Origin of the sequence: Micavibrio aeruginosavorus, from assembly GCF_051245535.1 — a bacterium.
Lineage (GTDB): Bacteria > Pseudomonadota > Alphaproteobacteria > Micavibrionales > Micavibrionaceae > Micavibrio > Micavibrio aeruginosavorus_D.
In genome coordinates this window covers 1,597,749-1,614,099 of record NZ_CP195303.1, presented here as the reverse complement: position 1 = coordinate 1,614,099, position 16,351 = coordinate 1,597,749, and the positions used below count along the sequence as shown (strand labels likewise).

Annotated in this window: 6 protein-coding genes; 3 read left to right on the top strand and 3 right to left on the bottom strand. The window is 51.8% G+C overall.

What is annotated here, in order from left to right:
• Positions 1–54: 54 nt before the first annotated feature.
• Positions 55–1,908 carry an ABC-F family ATP-binding cassette domain-containing protein gene (locus tag ACSC94_RS07740; RefSeq protein WP_435640270.1) on the top strand — a complete coding sequence of 618 codons (1,854 nt, stop codon included), beginning with the start codon at positions 55–57 and terminating at the stop codon, positions 1,906–1,908.
• A 32-nt stretch (positions 1,909–1,940) separates the two neighbouring features.
• Here the strand turns inward: ACSC94_RS07740 and ACSC94_RS07735 are convergent, their stop codons facing one another.
• Entirely contained in the window at positions 1,941–4,133 is a 2,193-nt protein-coding gene (locus tag ACSC94_RS07735) for a hypothetical protein (protein ID WP_435640269.1), read from the bottom strand.
• Between the two features lie 257 nt (positions 4,134–4,390).
• Between ACSC94_RS07735 and ACSC94_RS07730 the strand changes: the two genes are divergently transcribed.
• The gene (locus ACSC94_RS07730; RefSeq protein ID WP_435640268.1) at positions 4,391–5,425 is read left to right on the top strand and encodes a hypothetical protein; all 1,035 of its coding nucleotides are present in this window, start codon (positions 4,391–4,393) and stop codon (positions 5,423–5,425) included.
• Between the two features lie 75 nt (positions 5,426–5,500).
• Here ACSC94_RS07730 and ACSC94_RS07725 read toward each other — a convergent pair whose 3' ends face one another.
• Positions 5,501–6,193, bottom strand: coding sequence for a hypothetical protein (locus ACSC94_RS07725; protein ID WP_435640267.1), 693 nt, complete (start codon positions 6,191–6,193; stop codon positions 5,501–5,503).
• A 121-nt stretch (positions 6,194–6,314) separates the two neighbouring features.
• Positions 6,315–8,045, bottom strand: coding sequence for a ShlB/FhaC/HecB family hemolysin secretion/activation protein (locus ACSC94_RS07720; protein WP_435640266.1), 1,731 nt, complete (start codon positions 8,043–8,045; stop codon positions 6,315–6,317).
• Between the two features lie 380 nt (positions 8,046–8,425).
• On the opposite strand from ACSC94_RS07720, the gene ACSC94_RS07715 reads away from it, so the two are divergent.
• Positions 8,426–16,291: a right-handed parallel beta-helix repeat-containing protein gene (locus ACSC94_RS07715; protein WP_435640265.1), complete on the top strand. Its 7,866-nt coding sequence runs from the start codon at positions 8,426–8,428 to the stop codon at positions 16,289–16,291.
• Positions 16,292–16,351 lie beyond the last annotated feature (60 nt).

Sequence of the window (16,351 nt, the reverse complement as noted above, 5' to 3'; positions counted from 1 at the left end):
TTGCATAAGGCGCCCGGACTGTGCCATAAGGCTTGCGCATAGAAAGGGCGTACAATGCTGAATATTTCCAACCTGACCTATAATATTGGTGGCCGGACCATCATCGAAGAAGCCACCCTGAATATTCAGGACGGATGGCGTGTGGGCGTGGTTGGCGTCAATGGCGCGGGCAAATCGACCCTGTTCAAACTCATCACCGGGAAACTGCACGCCGATGGCGGCACGATTTCTTTGAGCAGCCGCCAGCGTCTGGGCGTGGTGCGTCAGGACATTCCCGAAACCGATATGCCGTTGATCGACATGGTGCTGTCCGCCAACGAAGAGATGGCGCAATTATGGACGGAAAGCGAAACCGCCACCGACCCCGACCGCATCGCCGAAATTTTTCAGCGTCTGGGTGACATGGATGCGTATGCCGCACCGTCACGCGCCGCGACACTGCTGACCGGCCTTGGTTTCCGTGAAGATCAATTGAACGAACCGTTCTCATCCTTCAGCGGTGGCTGGCAGATGCGGGTGATGCTGGCCTCCGTCTTGTTCGTTGAACCGGATTTTCTGTTGCTGGACGAACCGACCAACCACTTGGATCTCGAAGCGATCATGTGGCTTGAGACCTATTTGATGTCGTATCCGCATACGCTGATGATTATTTCACACGACCGCGAATTGCTGAACAAATGTATCGACCATGTGATCCATGTCGATAAAAAGCAGTTGATGCTGTACACCGGAAATTACGACACGTTCGAACGTGAACGCGCCGCGCGTCTGGGCGTGCAACAAAAAATGTTCGAAAAGCAGCAAGCCGAACGCGCCCACATGCAACAATTTATCGACCGGTTTAAGGCGCAGGCGAGCAAGGCACGCCAAGCCCAAAGCCGGGTCAAGGCGATGGAGCGTATGGATCTGGTCGATGCGGTCATTGCCGACCGGGCGATTAAGTTCAGTTTCCCCAACCCCGATAAAATCGCCCCGCCGATGATTTCCATTCGTCAGGCGGATATCGGTTATGTCGAAGGAAAACCGATCCTGCGCCGCGTTCATGAAAACATCGACCCCGATGACCGTATCGCCCTGCTGGGGGCCAACGGGAACGGTAAATCGACGTTGATGAAGTTGATTGCCGGGAAACTGGACATCATGGGTGGTGAAGTTGCACGGTCGAACAAATTGCGTATTGGCTATTTCTCCCAGCATCAGACCGAAGAGCTGGATGTCACGCAAACTCCGTATGAAGCCATGCGCGATTTGATGGCCAAGCATAAGCCGGACGTGCGCGAACCGGTGGTGCGGGCCAAGCTGGGCGCATTCGGATTTTCCAAGGATCTGGCCGACAATAAAATCGGGTCGCTGTCTGGCGGTGAGAAGGCGCGTCTGCTGTTCGCGTTTATGAGCTTCGATGCGCCGCATCTGCTGCTGCTGGACGAGCCAACCAACCACTTGGATATCGATGCGCGCGAAGCGTTGGTGCAGGCGTTGAACGCCTATGAAGGCGCCATCGTCATCGTCAGCCACGATCCCAACATGGTGGAACGTGTCGCGGATCGTTTGTGGCTGGTGAAAGACAGCGCGGTGCAGAATTTTGACGGCGATCTGGAAGATTACCGCAAATTCATCGTCCAAACCCGCCGCGAAGAGCGTAAAGAGAGCAAAAAGGAAAAGGTGGCCGAGGTGAAGCCGGTCGTGGTGGAGGATTCAAAATCCACCCGCATCAACCCACACAAAGTCACCAAGATAGAAAAAGAGATCGAGCGGCTGAATGCGGAGAAGGCCAAACTGGAAACAAAAATGGCCGACCCCGATTTTTACAAAGACGCCCTGCGCGCCGCCGACGCCCAAAAATCATACGCAACCATTGTCGCCAAGCTGGAAGAACAGGAAGAATTGTGGTTGGCGGTGAATGGATAGAGCGTAAACAATCCTTTTCTCGTTAGGGTGAATCATTCCTCGATCGAGGAATGTGAGAGCATCTTTGTGGAGAGGTATGGGAACGCGCCCCGTACACTGATCGACTGCCGGAAAAGGTCGTCTTTCATAAATTTCTCAAACAATATGATGCGTGCCGCCTCACCCTTGTTTTCTATGCCCGCAGCGTTAATCGCTTCCTGATATTGTCCCAAAGCTGCCATGCGTCGAACGTCGCATTCGCGATGAAAGTCTCTGAATGATTTTGGGCTGCATTTTTTGTTCAGTGTGTGTGTATGTGCGTTTAAAATTGCGGTGTATGTATCAAAAATCGGCTTGGTCCACACGGCTTCCTGCTGTGCTGTAATATACGGTCTTGTGTCATATTGGCGCCAATATGAATAAATGTTTGATCGGAAGATGCTATCCAGCAGATCTTGATCGCTCTGCAGGGCGGACGTGGCCATTATGGTTGATAAGGCCAGCGCTCTGGTCTCCTCATATTCACTATATTTTTTATCTGCGTCTGTAGCGCCGCGCTGAAAGGATGATGTGTTGTTATTCCACAGGTGCAGGACAATCTCTCGCCGCACCAATGGGTCGCTGATCATTGATGCGACCACGTAGCTGTTCTCGGTCTTTTTATCGCGGTTCATCTCCCATGCGATGCCGCCAAAATATGCGTTTTTTAAGCGGCGAATGGATGGCGCGATTTCTGGTAGGGATTTAAAGTGGTCGGAAGCCATGTAGGTTTCATAGTGCCCGGACCTGTAATGACATTTCGCCATTTTTTCCACATCGCGGGTGGTTGAGAGGCCGAGGATTTCGCGGGGATATGTATCCAGACATTTTGCGGGGTTTTCTTCCACCTTTTTTGGGTTTTGATGCAACGGTAATGGATTGTTCTTTACGTTCTTTATGATTTTCATCATGTAATCGCGGTCTGTATTTTTTTGTGTGTCAGATGCAATTTTTTGCATCTCATGCAACACGCAATATTTTTCTTCTTTGTCGCATGACGGAAATTTTATATCCGATGTTTTGTTGCGCGACATATAAATGTTGGAGATAACATTAAAGCGTGTGCCTTGATCCTTGACCATCATGGCCAGTTCGTATGCCAGCGGTGTTGGGTTTTTGTAGAGGTCATTAAATTCATCCAGCAAATAAGTCATGTTGCGGTGTAACGCGCTATTGCGCTTGTCCGGGTTATTGTTCAACAGGTCAAATTCTGTGGCCAGTTTCAGGGTTTTCTCTCGGTCTCCGGCACGATAATAATTATTATAAGCGCCAACAAGGGCGTTGCGCTTCAGTTTTGTATCCTGGGTGTTCCGGGCCAGCGCGACGGACGCGTCATTTTGCCCCGCGTCCTGAAGAATTTGTGCCATTAAGAATGTCGTATTATCATCCTGATGGTTCTTATATTCTTTCAACAGGGCGGCAAGGGTGTAGGGCGATAAGATCGTTCCTTGCGTATTCTTTACACTTTCATCGTGCATGATTTGCGCAATGTATTGCAGGCGATTTTTCTTGTTTGGTTCAATCATCAGGCCAATTTTTGCGGTTTTAAAAAAATCATCATAGTGCCGTGCGGCGGCCAGGGCGGCCAACTTGTAATTGGCAATATTAATCATGCTTTCATTGCAAGATGGCTGCAGAATGAGCTGGTCGACTTCGCTAAATTGATTGTTTTTTAACAGCATGCGGGCTGCATACAGGCACAGCGTTTCATTGATATAGAGTTGGGATAATATGACGATTCCGTCTTCATCCTCTTTTTTGATGTAAGCAATCTTGTTTACGGTGTCGTAAATGTTCTTTGACTGCGAAAAAATATTCATAATTTGTGCTGTGTCACCGGTATTCCCTGCGCGCAACATCATCATTACAAAGGGTGATAGTAAAGTATCTTTGTCGCTGCTGAATTTTATCTGGTCAAAATGGGATTGTGCTTTTTCATTGTCCCCCAAATAGGCATAAAACCAGGAGAGATCAAGATGGTGATCAGATATCTTTAGCAGCTCCATATTGTCTGGTATTTCATGCTCCCGCTCCGGCAGGTTTTTTTCGGCGATATCCAACAACGTTGCCGTTGTCATTTCATCTGTGCGCGGTGTGTTGACGGGGTTTGAAATGATGGTGACGCTGCGAAATACGACCCAGCCAATCATCAACAGGCTGCATACTAAAAGCGCCATGAAAAAAGAATTTTTGGATCTGCTCTTCATTTTTCGCCTACCAAAACAAACAATTTAAACGCATAATGGTATAAACATTATTACACATCCGTAAATTATATCCTGATTTAAGCGGAGTTGCGATGCGTTTATTCATAACGACCATGGTGGTTTTCGGGGCACTGTCTTGTGTGTCTGTGTCTGCGCTTGCCGCGGAGCCTGATGTACAAGCGCCAGCGGAAACTTTGGGATTAAATGAATATATTTATGTGAAGGGGAATGAGAAATTACCAGACCTTCACGTCGCGATGTTATCAAACAAAAAATTATATGACGCGGTTGTTCATCTGCGGTCGTTGGGATTTTCTGACTTTATTGACCCGGACCAGAACATTGAAGGCATGGTGGATGCCATCATTTTTGAATGGGCTGGTGTAGCGGATATGGACCCGGGCGCGCGTGGGCCCAACATTGATGCCCGCCGCTTGGCCGTATTGGAATTGCTGACTGGTAAGGCCTTTGTGCAAACAGGCGCGGGAGGGGAGGTGAACCCTCTATTCTGGGGCGCTGAGAGTTTGAACCAAGGGTACCACATTATGTTCAGCAGCTATTTCGCTTTCATGTTGAGCCAGAGTGCTGCCCGGGATTTATTCACGGGCACGGTTTTGTATGATGACATTGGTGATGGTGGCGTGCGGGGAATTACCGGGCTGGATCAGGATGCCCTATCCCGCCTTACCCGTGCGGTGAAATCGTTGCCCGATAAGAAAAAAAATCTGATCTGGTTGCGGGCATTGATGGTGATTGACGATGCTGTCGCCATTAATAATCTCAGCCGTGATGATCAGGCGCTGTTGTATGACGCGGTTTTGCAAACCGGAGCAGATTGGGACCACTTAATGGAGGAGCTGAACAGCCCGCACCCGCGCGATATTGCCGGCTCCTTCTATGCCGAAAATGTCTTGGGATTGCGCGTGGATGATTGCGATTTGCTGCCCCTGTTTACCGAGGCGCGTAAACGCGATCAAAGCCGACAGATCGTTATGAACAGCCTGATGACGCATTTTGTTGAAAAATGCGCGCCGGATGAAAAATCGGCGTTGGCATTATTCCGCAATAATGGATTTATGCTGCGCGATGTAACCAGCATTTATAACCAGCGGGAGGTTTTCGGGAAGCGCCGCCCTTATGATAAAATCGTTTACGCGTCAAAAATACCCGCGAAGGAAAAAATTCGGGGCTACGCCATGCTTCCGTACGATGGGTATAACGTGAATTTATTCATACGTGACGGCAAAGTCGATTGGGCCAGCGCCCATATCCAGCGGCCCAATAAAAATTAAAAAAACGGCCCCGATGAAGGGGCCGTTTCGCTAAATCTGCCATCAATGACGATTGATTTTGTTCTTTTCGCCTCTTTATCCGTTGCGAATATAATCCTGAACGGTCGCTTCAAAATCAACAGGGTATCGCTTTTGCCAGGCGCGCTGTACGGATCGAGCCAGCTCGCTCAGTGCGTCCGATTCTTCCAGGCTAATATTCATTTCATCAAACGGATTGGATGGAGCGTATAAATATTTTGCATCTTTGTCGGCGTTGAGATTGGACAGGTGGTAAATTATGCGCTCATAGAGAATGGCTGTAAATTCGGGCCAGTATTGTGGCCATAGGGCATCGGACAATTTTTGTATCAGTCGTGTATCGGTCCATTCGTAGTGGGTTTGGGCAACGGAAGCGCCGATGGATAGAATAATATCGGCGTAGAGGCGTGCTTCAGGCTTCGAAAAATTATCAATGACGTTCAGCATGATGGTTTCGATATCGCTCGGAACAGTTTTGAGGCTGGTTTCAAGCCGATGCACTTCTTTTTTGTCTATGTTTTTAATTTTTTCAATCGGAACCATGTCCTGTTCGGCGAGTTTTGCCAGATCGTGGATAAAGCTCTCTGGGGAATTTTGCTGGTGCAGAATACGCAAGACCGTCTGTATGGCTTTATATTCGTTGACACGTGCGCGTCGGCCACCTGATTGATCGGCATAGCTGACATACAATCCTGCGCGATAGAGGGCGGCGGCGATATCGCTGAAAATAAATTGGCTGTTAGAAAACATGGGGGCTCATTTTTATAAATTGCGTTACGGTATAAATGTAACTCTTATTTGCATTTTGTTAAAGCGCAAACAAAAGCGGCGCATCCTTGGAATGCGCCGCTTTTCTTGTATTCGTGGTTTTTTAGAAGTTTTTCGACACGCTCATAAAGAACCGAGGGTTTTGGTCCTTCATTGTCTGCACACTGCGGTTCAGCGGCACGGCGACGGTCATGTCGACGTTCGTGGTGTCGCCGATTTTTGCGCGCACGCCGACGCCGGCGGATGTGGCCGTGTTGGCTTTGTCCTTGGCGTTTGTCGGATCGTCGTTCCAGACGCGACCGGCATCATAGAAACCGTACAGTTGATGGCTGTTGGTGATGCCGAATTCACCCGGCAGGTTCCATTGCACTTCAACTTTACCGGCAATGCCTTCGTCGCCGATGATTTCGGACGGGTCATAACCGCGGCCATAGCCCATACCACCAACGCCAAACTCTTCCGAGCTGAGCAGCGGGCCGTTGGACCATTGTCCACGGGCGGCCAGCAACAGGTTCCATTGGTTGGCCAAGCGTTGCAGACGTTGCAATTCCAGATTCAGTTTGGTGAAGCGCGGGTCGCCATCCGGGCGGGATTTGTTCGGGTCGTTCTTGCTGCTGGCGCCCAGAACGTCCAGGCCTTGGGCCAGTTCCAGATCCAGCAAGTTCAAACCGGCACCGAAGACGCGGTCCAGTTTCTCCAAACGCATACCGGTGCGCAGGGCGCGGATATTATCCGTGCGGGTGTCTTCGATGTTGTTGCGGGTATCCACGTCGCGCATGTCAAAGCTGAACATGGTGTACAGGTTTGTGTTCCGGCTGCGGATCACGGGGTAGTTCAGTTCGATGCCAAGGAAGCTGGCATTCCCCTTCACGTCGAATTCATCCAGCGTATAGCCCGGTTCGGTTTTGGTGTAGGACGCATCGAAATCCAGACGCAGGCCACGCGTGCCGAGTGGTTGCGAATATCCGGCGGCGAAGTAAGCCAGTTCCATCGGCTGGCCCGGATCCGGTGCCAGCACAGCCTGTGCCGTCAGGCGTTCGTTGTTGCCTAGCATGGAGTTCAAAGCGCCTGCGCCAGAGAACTGGACCGCGCCCAGATATTTCGTGCCGTAGTTGTCGATGCCGACAACGGCTTCGAACGGATCACGTTGCACCAGAATGTTCAAATCCGCCGCGCCGACATTGGTCGCGTTCGGGGACAGAACGCCACGGGCCGAAACACCCGGCAAATCGTTGATAAACAGCAGGTAGCGTTCCAGATCAGCGATATTCAGCGCATAGCCCGCCGGAATGCGGCTGGCGTACCCACGGATCAATTCCATGGCGGCTTCGGTTTCCGCCGGGGCGCCTTCTTCCAACGCGACATTGACGCTGTACAGATACCCCTCAACAACCTGCAGGCGGACATTGCCGCCCTCGATCGTTTGCGGTGGCACGATGACCTGAGTCAGGATGTAACCATCATTGCGGTATTGATTGGTCATCGCCGCGGCGATGCCGTACAAATCGGCCAGCGAAATCGTTTGGCCAACAGAGTCGGCATACACGCTGCGCAGGTCGGATTCTTGATACGCCGTTACGCCGTCGAGGCGCAGATTGTTCAACGTGAATTTGATATTTTCCGAACCAGCGGGTGCGGCTTGCACTTGCGGGCGGTCCACTTCGACAGAGGGCATAACGCCGCGATCTTTGAAATCCGGTTTCGGAACTTGCTCTTGCACACGGCCCGGGCTGGCGGTTCCCACTTCGGCGGCTGGCACCTGCGCGTATGCAGGCGCGCTTGCGCCCATCAGCGCGGCCAGAATCAAAGCGCGAAAAGAATATTGGCGGATCATGGTACGGAGCCTGTCTTTTTTAGAAATCAATCAAACTGTTAAGTCCCCCTTATTAGAGCATTGGCAGGGGTTTGAAAACACCCCCGATTATGTTTCCCCGATTATGTTTCGACGCGTTGGTGCGTTGCACAATGCGGCGGGGCGATGGGGCAGTGAATTATTTTCATAAGGCTTTCCGCCATTTCTGTGAACAAGACGGGATAAAAGGTTAATTTTCCTTAATCATTTCTTGTCACCCGCGCAGATTTGGGGGTATACAACCCCATCCAAATTCAAACGATTCTGCCTTTCTGCGTACCTAGCCCGGCGCACCGCGCCACGGGCCTATACATGACACGTAATTATTCACCATTGGGCAACCAAGACGGGGACTTCATAAAATGACAACACAACGCGGCACCGTGAACAAATTCCTCTCCACCTCGGCCCTGACACTGGGCTTGATCGCATCAGCCAGCGCGACAGCAAACGCGATGGATGCGAACACGACACCGACGGGGGAACAGGTGGTTGCCGGTTCCGCGAATTTTGATCGTCCTGATACCAGCACGTTGAACATCAACCAGAACACGGACCGCGTTGTCATTAACTGGGACTCGTTCGACATTGGCTCCAACGCCAAAACCGAATTTTTCCAGCCGGGTTCCGGATCGCTGGCGGTGAACCGCGTCACCGGCCGCAATTCCGACCCGACACAAATTCTGGGGACGCTGAAAGCCAATGGCCGCGTCATGGTTCTGGACCGCAACGGTGTTGTTTTCGGTGCGGGATCTCGCGTTGATGTGGGCGGCATTGTGGCCTCCACCGGCGATGTGAATGATGACGCCGTGATGCGCGGCGACACCAAACTGGAATTGTCCAATTTCGGTGATGCATCCGTTATCAACAATGGCACGATTTCCGTGACCGGTGCTGGCCTTGCCGCTCTGGTCGCGCCGCACGTTGCCAACAATGGCGTAATCGAAGCCCGCTTGGGCAAAGTCGTTCTGGCCTCTGGCGGGGAACGCGCAACGGTTGATTTGTATGGCGACGGTTTGGTTGAAATTGCCGTTGGCGGTGCCAAGGGCAAGGCGCTGGTGGAAAATTCCGGCGTGATTTCCGGCGCAACCGTTTTGATGACAGCCTCCGGCGCGAAAGAGGTTGTCGACACCGTCATCAACATGTCCGGCGTGGTTCAGGCCACATCCGCAACGGTTCAAGGTGGTAAGATCATCTTGAATGGTGGCAACGCAGGTAAGGTGAAGGTTTCCGGCACGATCGATGCGTCTGGTGCAGCGGGTGGCGGTGATATCAAGGTGATCGGCGAAGATATCGAAGTTACTCAAGGTGCAGTTGTCACGGCGGATGCGCTGACAAACGGCAACGGCGGTTCCATCTATTTCATGGGTGGAAATAACGCGATTTATCGTGGCCGTTTCTTCGCCCGTGGCGGTGAAATTGGTGGCAATGGTGGTTTTGTTGAGCTGTCAGCAAAAAATGAAGTTGGATATGATGGTTCTGTCAGCACTATGGCCGTCAATGGTTTGGCAGGTTCTTTCCTGATCGATCCGTTGTTTGCCATCATTCACAGCGGCGGCCTGCATAACCCGCTTGGCTTGCAATATATTCTCAGCGCAGAAGCCTTGGCGCGCGATTTGTACAATAACGGTTCTGTGACGGTTCAGGCCGACAATAGCATTGATGTTGGTACCGACGTCTTCCTGCTTGGTAACGGGGACATTGATTTGAGCCGCCATGAAGACTGGCATCTTGTGGATGTCAATCCTCATTGGTTCTGGGTTGATCTTGAATGGGTTGATTTTGGTGGCGAAACAACCGGTAACCTGAACCTGATTTCTGACGTCGTGAACTTCAATAAAAACCTGACTTTAGGTCATGGTGATCTGAATGTTACGGCTAATACGGTTAACCTGAACGCAAAAATTTCTGACTTGTCCGGGTTGCTGGATCAATCATCCATTACAAGCACGGCATCTTTGGTAAATGTTCTTTCGAATGCGGCGAACATTCAGCAAGGTGTTTATCTTGCATCGACTGGAGGCACTGTTGATGTCAAGGCAGGCCTATATAATCAAGGTGATATCCAGATTAAAAAGGCTCTGACCGTTTTGGGCGCTGGCGCGGGGCAAACAATTGTAAATGCACAAGGCTACGGCGCCGCATTTATGGTTTATTCCGGTGATGTCACCATCGATGGTTTCGATATTCACCGCGATCCGTTAAGCGGATCTGGTGCGGGCGCTGCAATCTGGGTCGTTGGTCAGGGTTGGACAACGGCGGCTAACGCGATTGGCAATATCACGATTGGTGATAATGGGACAGGCCGCGGCGGTAATACGATTCAGGGCGGTTTCGCGCAAGGCGTTTTGCTGACTCAGGGTAATATCAACAATGTAAACATTGTTGGTAATACGTTCGATGGTGTTCACACCGCTGTTCGTACAAATGGCTCTTATCAAGCTGGTCGTTTCGGCAATCTGAATATTGCTGAGAACGTAATTGATAACGTTGTTCACGGTGCCGATCTTGCGTTTCTGACTTCGGATAACGCTATTACAAATAACGTGTTTAACAACGTTGGTTATTACAATATTACCACGTCGTCATGGGATGCTTCGGCTGATCTGCGCGTCCATAACAACAGCTTTGATGCAAACGCTCAGCGTTTGATTGATAATTGGGGTGGTTTCACAGTAAACGCGTCCGGCAACTGGTGGGGCACAAATAACGAAGCCACCATCGCATCCAAAATGTTTGGCTCTGTCGACTTCACCCCATTCCTGATGGGCGGTGCGGACACCAGCGCGGCGCGCGGGTTCCAGGGTGATTTCTCCAATCTGTTCGTGACCGCTCTGGGCGCACAAACCGGTACGGTTGGCCGCGTGCAGGAAGGTGTGGATGATGTAACGGTTGGCGGTACGGTGACCGTGGGTGACGGTACGTTTAATGAAAACGTTCTGGTCTATAAATCCATGTTGCTGCAATCCGCAAACGGTATGAACGCAACGACTATTGCTGGTGTAACCGGCTTGGGCGCTGACTCGGTCATCAAAATTACGGCGGATGATGTGACGCTGGGCGGTGTTGGCCATGGGTTCAATGTGGTTGGTAACGGTCTCGGTTATGGCATCAATGTTGCCAATGCCGATGATGTTTCCGTTATCGGAAACCAGGTTGGTGGCTCCGCTGGTTCCGCAATCAACGTATCCAGCAGCGATGCCGCCAATATTGCAGGCAACACGGTTCTGAACGCTGGTGCGAATGGCATTCATCTGGACCAAGTAAACGGCGCGACTGTAACTGGAAACAATGTTTCCAACGCGGCGTTCTCCGGCATTCAGGCGCTGTGGGGCCGTGATCTGGATATCAATAACAACGTTGTTGCGAACTCCGGCGCAAACGGCATTGCCTTGATGGCCGTTGGCGGCGTGAATGCGGTCAGCGACAACACAATCGACGGCACGGGCGTTGATGGTGTTTATGCCAACAACGTGGCTGGATTGACGGTTGATGGAAATGACATCGGTACGCTTGGCGTTGCCGGGAATATCAAACGCCATGGCGTCAATGTTGAGTTTTCCAATGATGCAAACGTTGCGAATAACACGATTAAGAACGTTGCCAAAGTTGGTGTGAATATCAACAGTGGTTCCAATGTGACCGTTGATGGCAACACGCTGTCGGCGATCGGTAACCAGGGCATTCTGACCAACCAGGTTCAAGGGTTGGATATTACGGGTAACAGCTTGTCCAACGTCAGCTGGTCTGGTGTGCAGGTCGAAGGTGGCCGCACGCTCCTGATCAACGACAACGATCTGGATAATGTTCGCGGTAACGGCGTACAGGTTAGCGGCACAAACGGCGTTGAAGTTTCCGACAACGAAATTTCCAACATCCGTCTGGCCGGTGTCTATGTTCAAGGTACAACGGGCGCAACACTGATCGGCGGTAACAACGTTACGACGACAGGTTCCGATGGTATCTGGGCGAAAAATATCAGCGCTTTGACTGTTTCGGGCAACAATGTTAACGACACGACGGGCGATGGCATTGAAACCATCACCACGCATAACGCTGTTATTGCCGGAAACACGCTGGGGAGCATTGATGGCAATGCGATCTTCGTCACGGGCAGCAACAATGTTCGTATTGGTGGCGCAGGCGCGGATAAAAACACCGTAACATCCGCTTTGCTGGATGGTGTGAAGCTGGAAGGCGGTGATAACGCCGACGTTCTGGGTAACAGCATCAGCAACACGGGCCGCGTTGGTATTTACTCTAACAACGCAACCAACCTGTTGGTTGATGGCAACACGCTGAACACCAACACGTTCGCAATCGGTTCGCCATATGGCGCCGTTACGATTGAAAAGGGTTCCAACACGATCGTATCCAACAACTTTATCAGCAACAGCACGCAAGGCGTTCGCATGATGTGGGTTGATGGCGTGAACAAAATCACCGGAAACACCGTTGATACGCTGACCCATAACGGTATCCATGCCGAAGACGTTGATGGCCTGACCGTTGATGGCAACAAGGTTGGCACGCTGGGTGGCGCATCGAATGTGAAGGGCAACGGTATTAACGTTGCTGTGTCCAACGGTGCTCAAGTTCTGGGCAACACTGTTCAAAACGTCGCAAAGACCGGTGTGAATATTGATAAAGGCTCCAACGTGGCCGTATCCGGCAACACGCTGACGCATATCGGAAACGTTGGCGTTCGCACGGAACAGGTTCTGGGCCTGACCATGGCGGGTAACATCCTGTCCGATATCAGCTGGTCCGGTATGCAGGTCGAAGGTGGCCGTGATGTCAGCATCACTGGCAACGATCTGGATAACGTGCGTGGCAATGGTGTTCAGGTGAGCGGCAGCAATGGCGCCGTAAACGTACTGGGCAATGAAGTGTCAAACATCCGTTTGTCCGGTATCGTTGTGAACGGTGCGCCGGGCACGACCAACATCAAAAACAACATTGTTTCGACCGTTGGTGAATACGGCATTCATGCAAAGAACAGCAAGAATGTAACCGTTGATACCAACACGGTAACCGGCGGTAAAAACGGCATTGTTGTCGAAGGATCCACCGGCACGACGAAAGTAAACAAAAACGTCGTTTCCGGCGCAACCGACACGAACGCGGGCCGCGTGGCCAGTGATTACCAAACGGGCACCGGCATTCTGGTTAAAAATACGACCGGAACGGTTGGAGTTACGGGCAATACGTCCAATGGCAACTCCGGTGACGGTATCCGCGTGCTGAACACGAATGGCGCAACGGTATCCGGCAACACCGCACATAATAATGGTGACAAAGGTATCATCATCAAAAACAGCGATAACGTTGTGGTTGATAACAACAAGGCCGACAACAACGATACCGGTATCTGGGTTGAGTTGAGCGACGGCGTAAAACTGACCAACAACGTTGTTCAGTTCAGCGATGTTGATGGCGTTCACCTGCGTGATAGCGACAACACGCTGGTTCAAGGCAACCAGATCCTGAGCAATGATCGCAACGGTATCTTTGTTGAGCGCAGCGATAATGCCGATATCTTCCGCAACACGATTACGGGTTCGGGTGGATATACGGGCGTTAAAGTCACGGGCTCCAGCAATACGGATATTGGTGCAACCGATCAAACGTCCTGGGTCCAAACCGGTTTCTGGCCGTGGCAGGGACATTTCGTTACCACCGTTCGTGGTAACACCATCACCAATTTCGACAATGGTGTGACGGTTGCGGGCGGCAACGATAACGATGTTGTTCGCAACACGATTTCCGGCGTTGATTATGGCGTGCGTCTGTCCGGCGCAACCAATTCGGATGTTCTGGACAACGATCTGGCCGGCAATTCCATCGTCGGTATCGAAGTTGTAGCGGGCAGCCATAACGCTGTGATCGACAACAACACGCTGGATCATTTTGACACAGGCATCGTGGTGAATGGCAGCAACAATGTTGATGTCACCAACAACGACCTGACCGATGTGGGCTCCGGCATTGCGGCGGATGCTTCGAACGGTCTGCGCGTAACGGGCAATGATCTGACGGGCCGTTATAACGGTGGCACGGCGATCAGCGTGACCAACAGCGATGATGTGATCATCGGTGGTGGCACATTCCTGATCTTCCCGGTTGGCGTGAACAGCGCCGAAGGGTTCCGTGACGGTATCTACGCCAATAACGTCAGCAACCTGCACATCCGTCAAAACGATCTGACCGGCTATGGTCGCGGCGCTGGTATCGATGTTCGTAACAGCGATGGTGCGATCATTGGTGGCGTTGATATTTTGACCAGCTATGGCAACGATGTGGATGGCTATAAAGACGGCATCCGCGTTGCAGGCAGCAAGGATGCAGTCATCACCCATAACGATGTCACGAACAGCGTTGAAAACGGTATTACCGTTCGCAACAGCAACCGTGCAGATGTTTCCGATAACACCGTGACCTTCTCTGGCAACAACGGCATTACGGTTGACAGCAGCCGGAATGTAACCGTCGGTGACAATCTGGTCGCATTCTTCGGTGGTGACGGTGTCGTTGCACTGGACAGCGAGAAAATTGAAATCGCGAACAACATTGTTGGCCTCGGTCTGGGCAGCGGTATTGTTGTGGATGGTGGCGATGATGCCCACATTCATGGCAACATGGTTGGCCTGCTGGTCGGCGACGGTATCGTCGTCGCTGGGGCGGAAAACAGCCTGATCGAAAACAACCTGATCGCTTTGGTCGGTGGCAACGGTGTCACGCTGAAGCCGGGCAGTGGCTATGATTTCAGTGACGGGTCAGAAGTTCGCAACAACACAATTATGTTTGTTGGTGGGAACGGGGTTGATTCATACGACACATTTGGTCTGGTTGTAGATAGCAACGTCATTACCAATGTGGCCGGAAACGGTGTGAATGTGGAAATCAGCCAAGGCACGAAGATCACCAACAACGTAGTTGATGGCTTCGGCGGCCACGGTATTGCTGTTGATGATGAAAACGGGTCTGTCGATATCGCCTTTAACACGATCCAGAATGGTTCGGGCGATGCAATCAATGTGCGCGATTCAGAAAATGTTCTGATCCGCCGTAATTTGATTGGCAACGTTGGCGCTGACGGTATTGATGTAGCGAACAGCGATCTGGTCGATATCCGCCGCAACGTGATCGATAATGTTGGTGCCGATGGTGTTGATGTGTCCGATAACCGCGTTGTCACCATTCGCCGCAACACGATCAGCAATGTTGGTGATAACGGGATTGAGGCCGACGGCAACCGTCGTGTTCGCATCGCCCGTAACGACATCAGCAATGCGGCCAATAACGGCATTATGATCGATGAAAACAACCGCGTTCGTATCGTTTCCAACCTGATCACCAATTCCGGCAATGCTGGCCTGTATGCGGCTGGTGCGGATAATGGTGTGGTTATTCTGGAAGACAACGTCTTCACGGGCAACCCGATCGGGGCTTGGTTCGAAAGCGGTATTATCGACCTGACCGGTGCAACCAACACCTTTAACGGTGGTGATATCGGTATGCGTTTTGCGCCGGTTGGTAACCCGAATGATCTGACGCTGGTTGGTAACACGATTGGCACAACGACGTTCAATGGCCAGTCGCAATACTACATCGAACTGGCCAATGCGGCGTTCTTTGCGCCGGGTCTGCCGACCATTCTGAACGGTCTGGACGCGTCGTATGACGGGTTCGTGCCGAATTCGGTGGGCGGCATTTTGACCCAAGCGCAATTTGACGCGATTGAGTCGAAAATTTACCACTTCAACGATGATGGTTCTCTGGGCCTGTTCTTCTTCGGTGCCGTTCCGGGCATCAATGACGAAGACGTCTATAACCGCTTTGGTGACCTGAACTGGGCCGGTGGCCGCTTCCGTATGACCATTCTGGGCCTGCCGAGCGTTCCGGGTGCAGGGGCGAACCGTGTGGGTGCCAACAGCCCCGCCGGCCAGCCGGGCTTCACGGGCAACGTCGCCGAATTCCTGGCCAACCTGGCTCCGGCCGCTGGTGGTGATGACCAACAAGACGGTCAGCAGCAACGTGGTCAGTCGATCAGCATTGCAGGTCAATTGGCCGATCTGGAACCGGCTGCGGGCGGTGAAGGTGGCGAAGTTTCCTGCTGGAGCGACGCGATGAGCCAGGCCGCTGGTGGTGGTGCCGTTAACTACAGCTTCGGCGGATCGATGGAAGAGTCCTTGAGCCAGGCTGCGTCATGCGGTGGTGCCATCTAACCCACGCTGAATATGAACATAAAAACCCCGCTATCATGGCGGGGTTTTTTCTTTATGGAT

Excerpts from the sequence above, each read along its gene's own strand:
- ACSC94_RS07730 (WP_435640268.1), top strand. The coding sequence starts at position 4,391 with ATGTTATCAAACAAAAAATTATATGACGCGGTTGTTCATCTGCGGTCG.
- ACSC94_RS07715 (WP_435640265.1), top strand. The coding sequence starts at position 8,426 with ATGACAACACAACGCGGCACCGTGAACAAATTCCTCTCCACCTCGGCC.
- ACSC94_RS07720 (WP_435640266.1), bottom strand. The coding sequence starts at position 8,045 with ATGATCCGCCAATATTCTTTTCGCGCTTTGATTCTGGCCGCGCTGATG.
- ACSC94_RS07725 (WP_435640267.1), bottom strand. The coding sequence starts at position 6,193 with ATGTTTTCTAACAGCCAATTTATTTTCAGCGATATCGCCGCCGCCCTC.
- ACSC94_RS07740 (WP_435640270.1), top strand. The coding sequence starts at position 55 with ATGCTGAATATTTCCAACCTGACCTATAATATTGGTGGCCGGACCATC.
- ACSC94_RS07735 (WP_435640269.1), bottom strand. The coding sequence starts at position 4,133 with ATGAAGAGCAGATCCAAAAATTCTTTTTTCATGGCGCTTTTAGTATGC.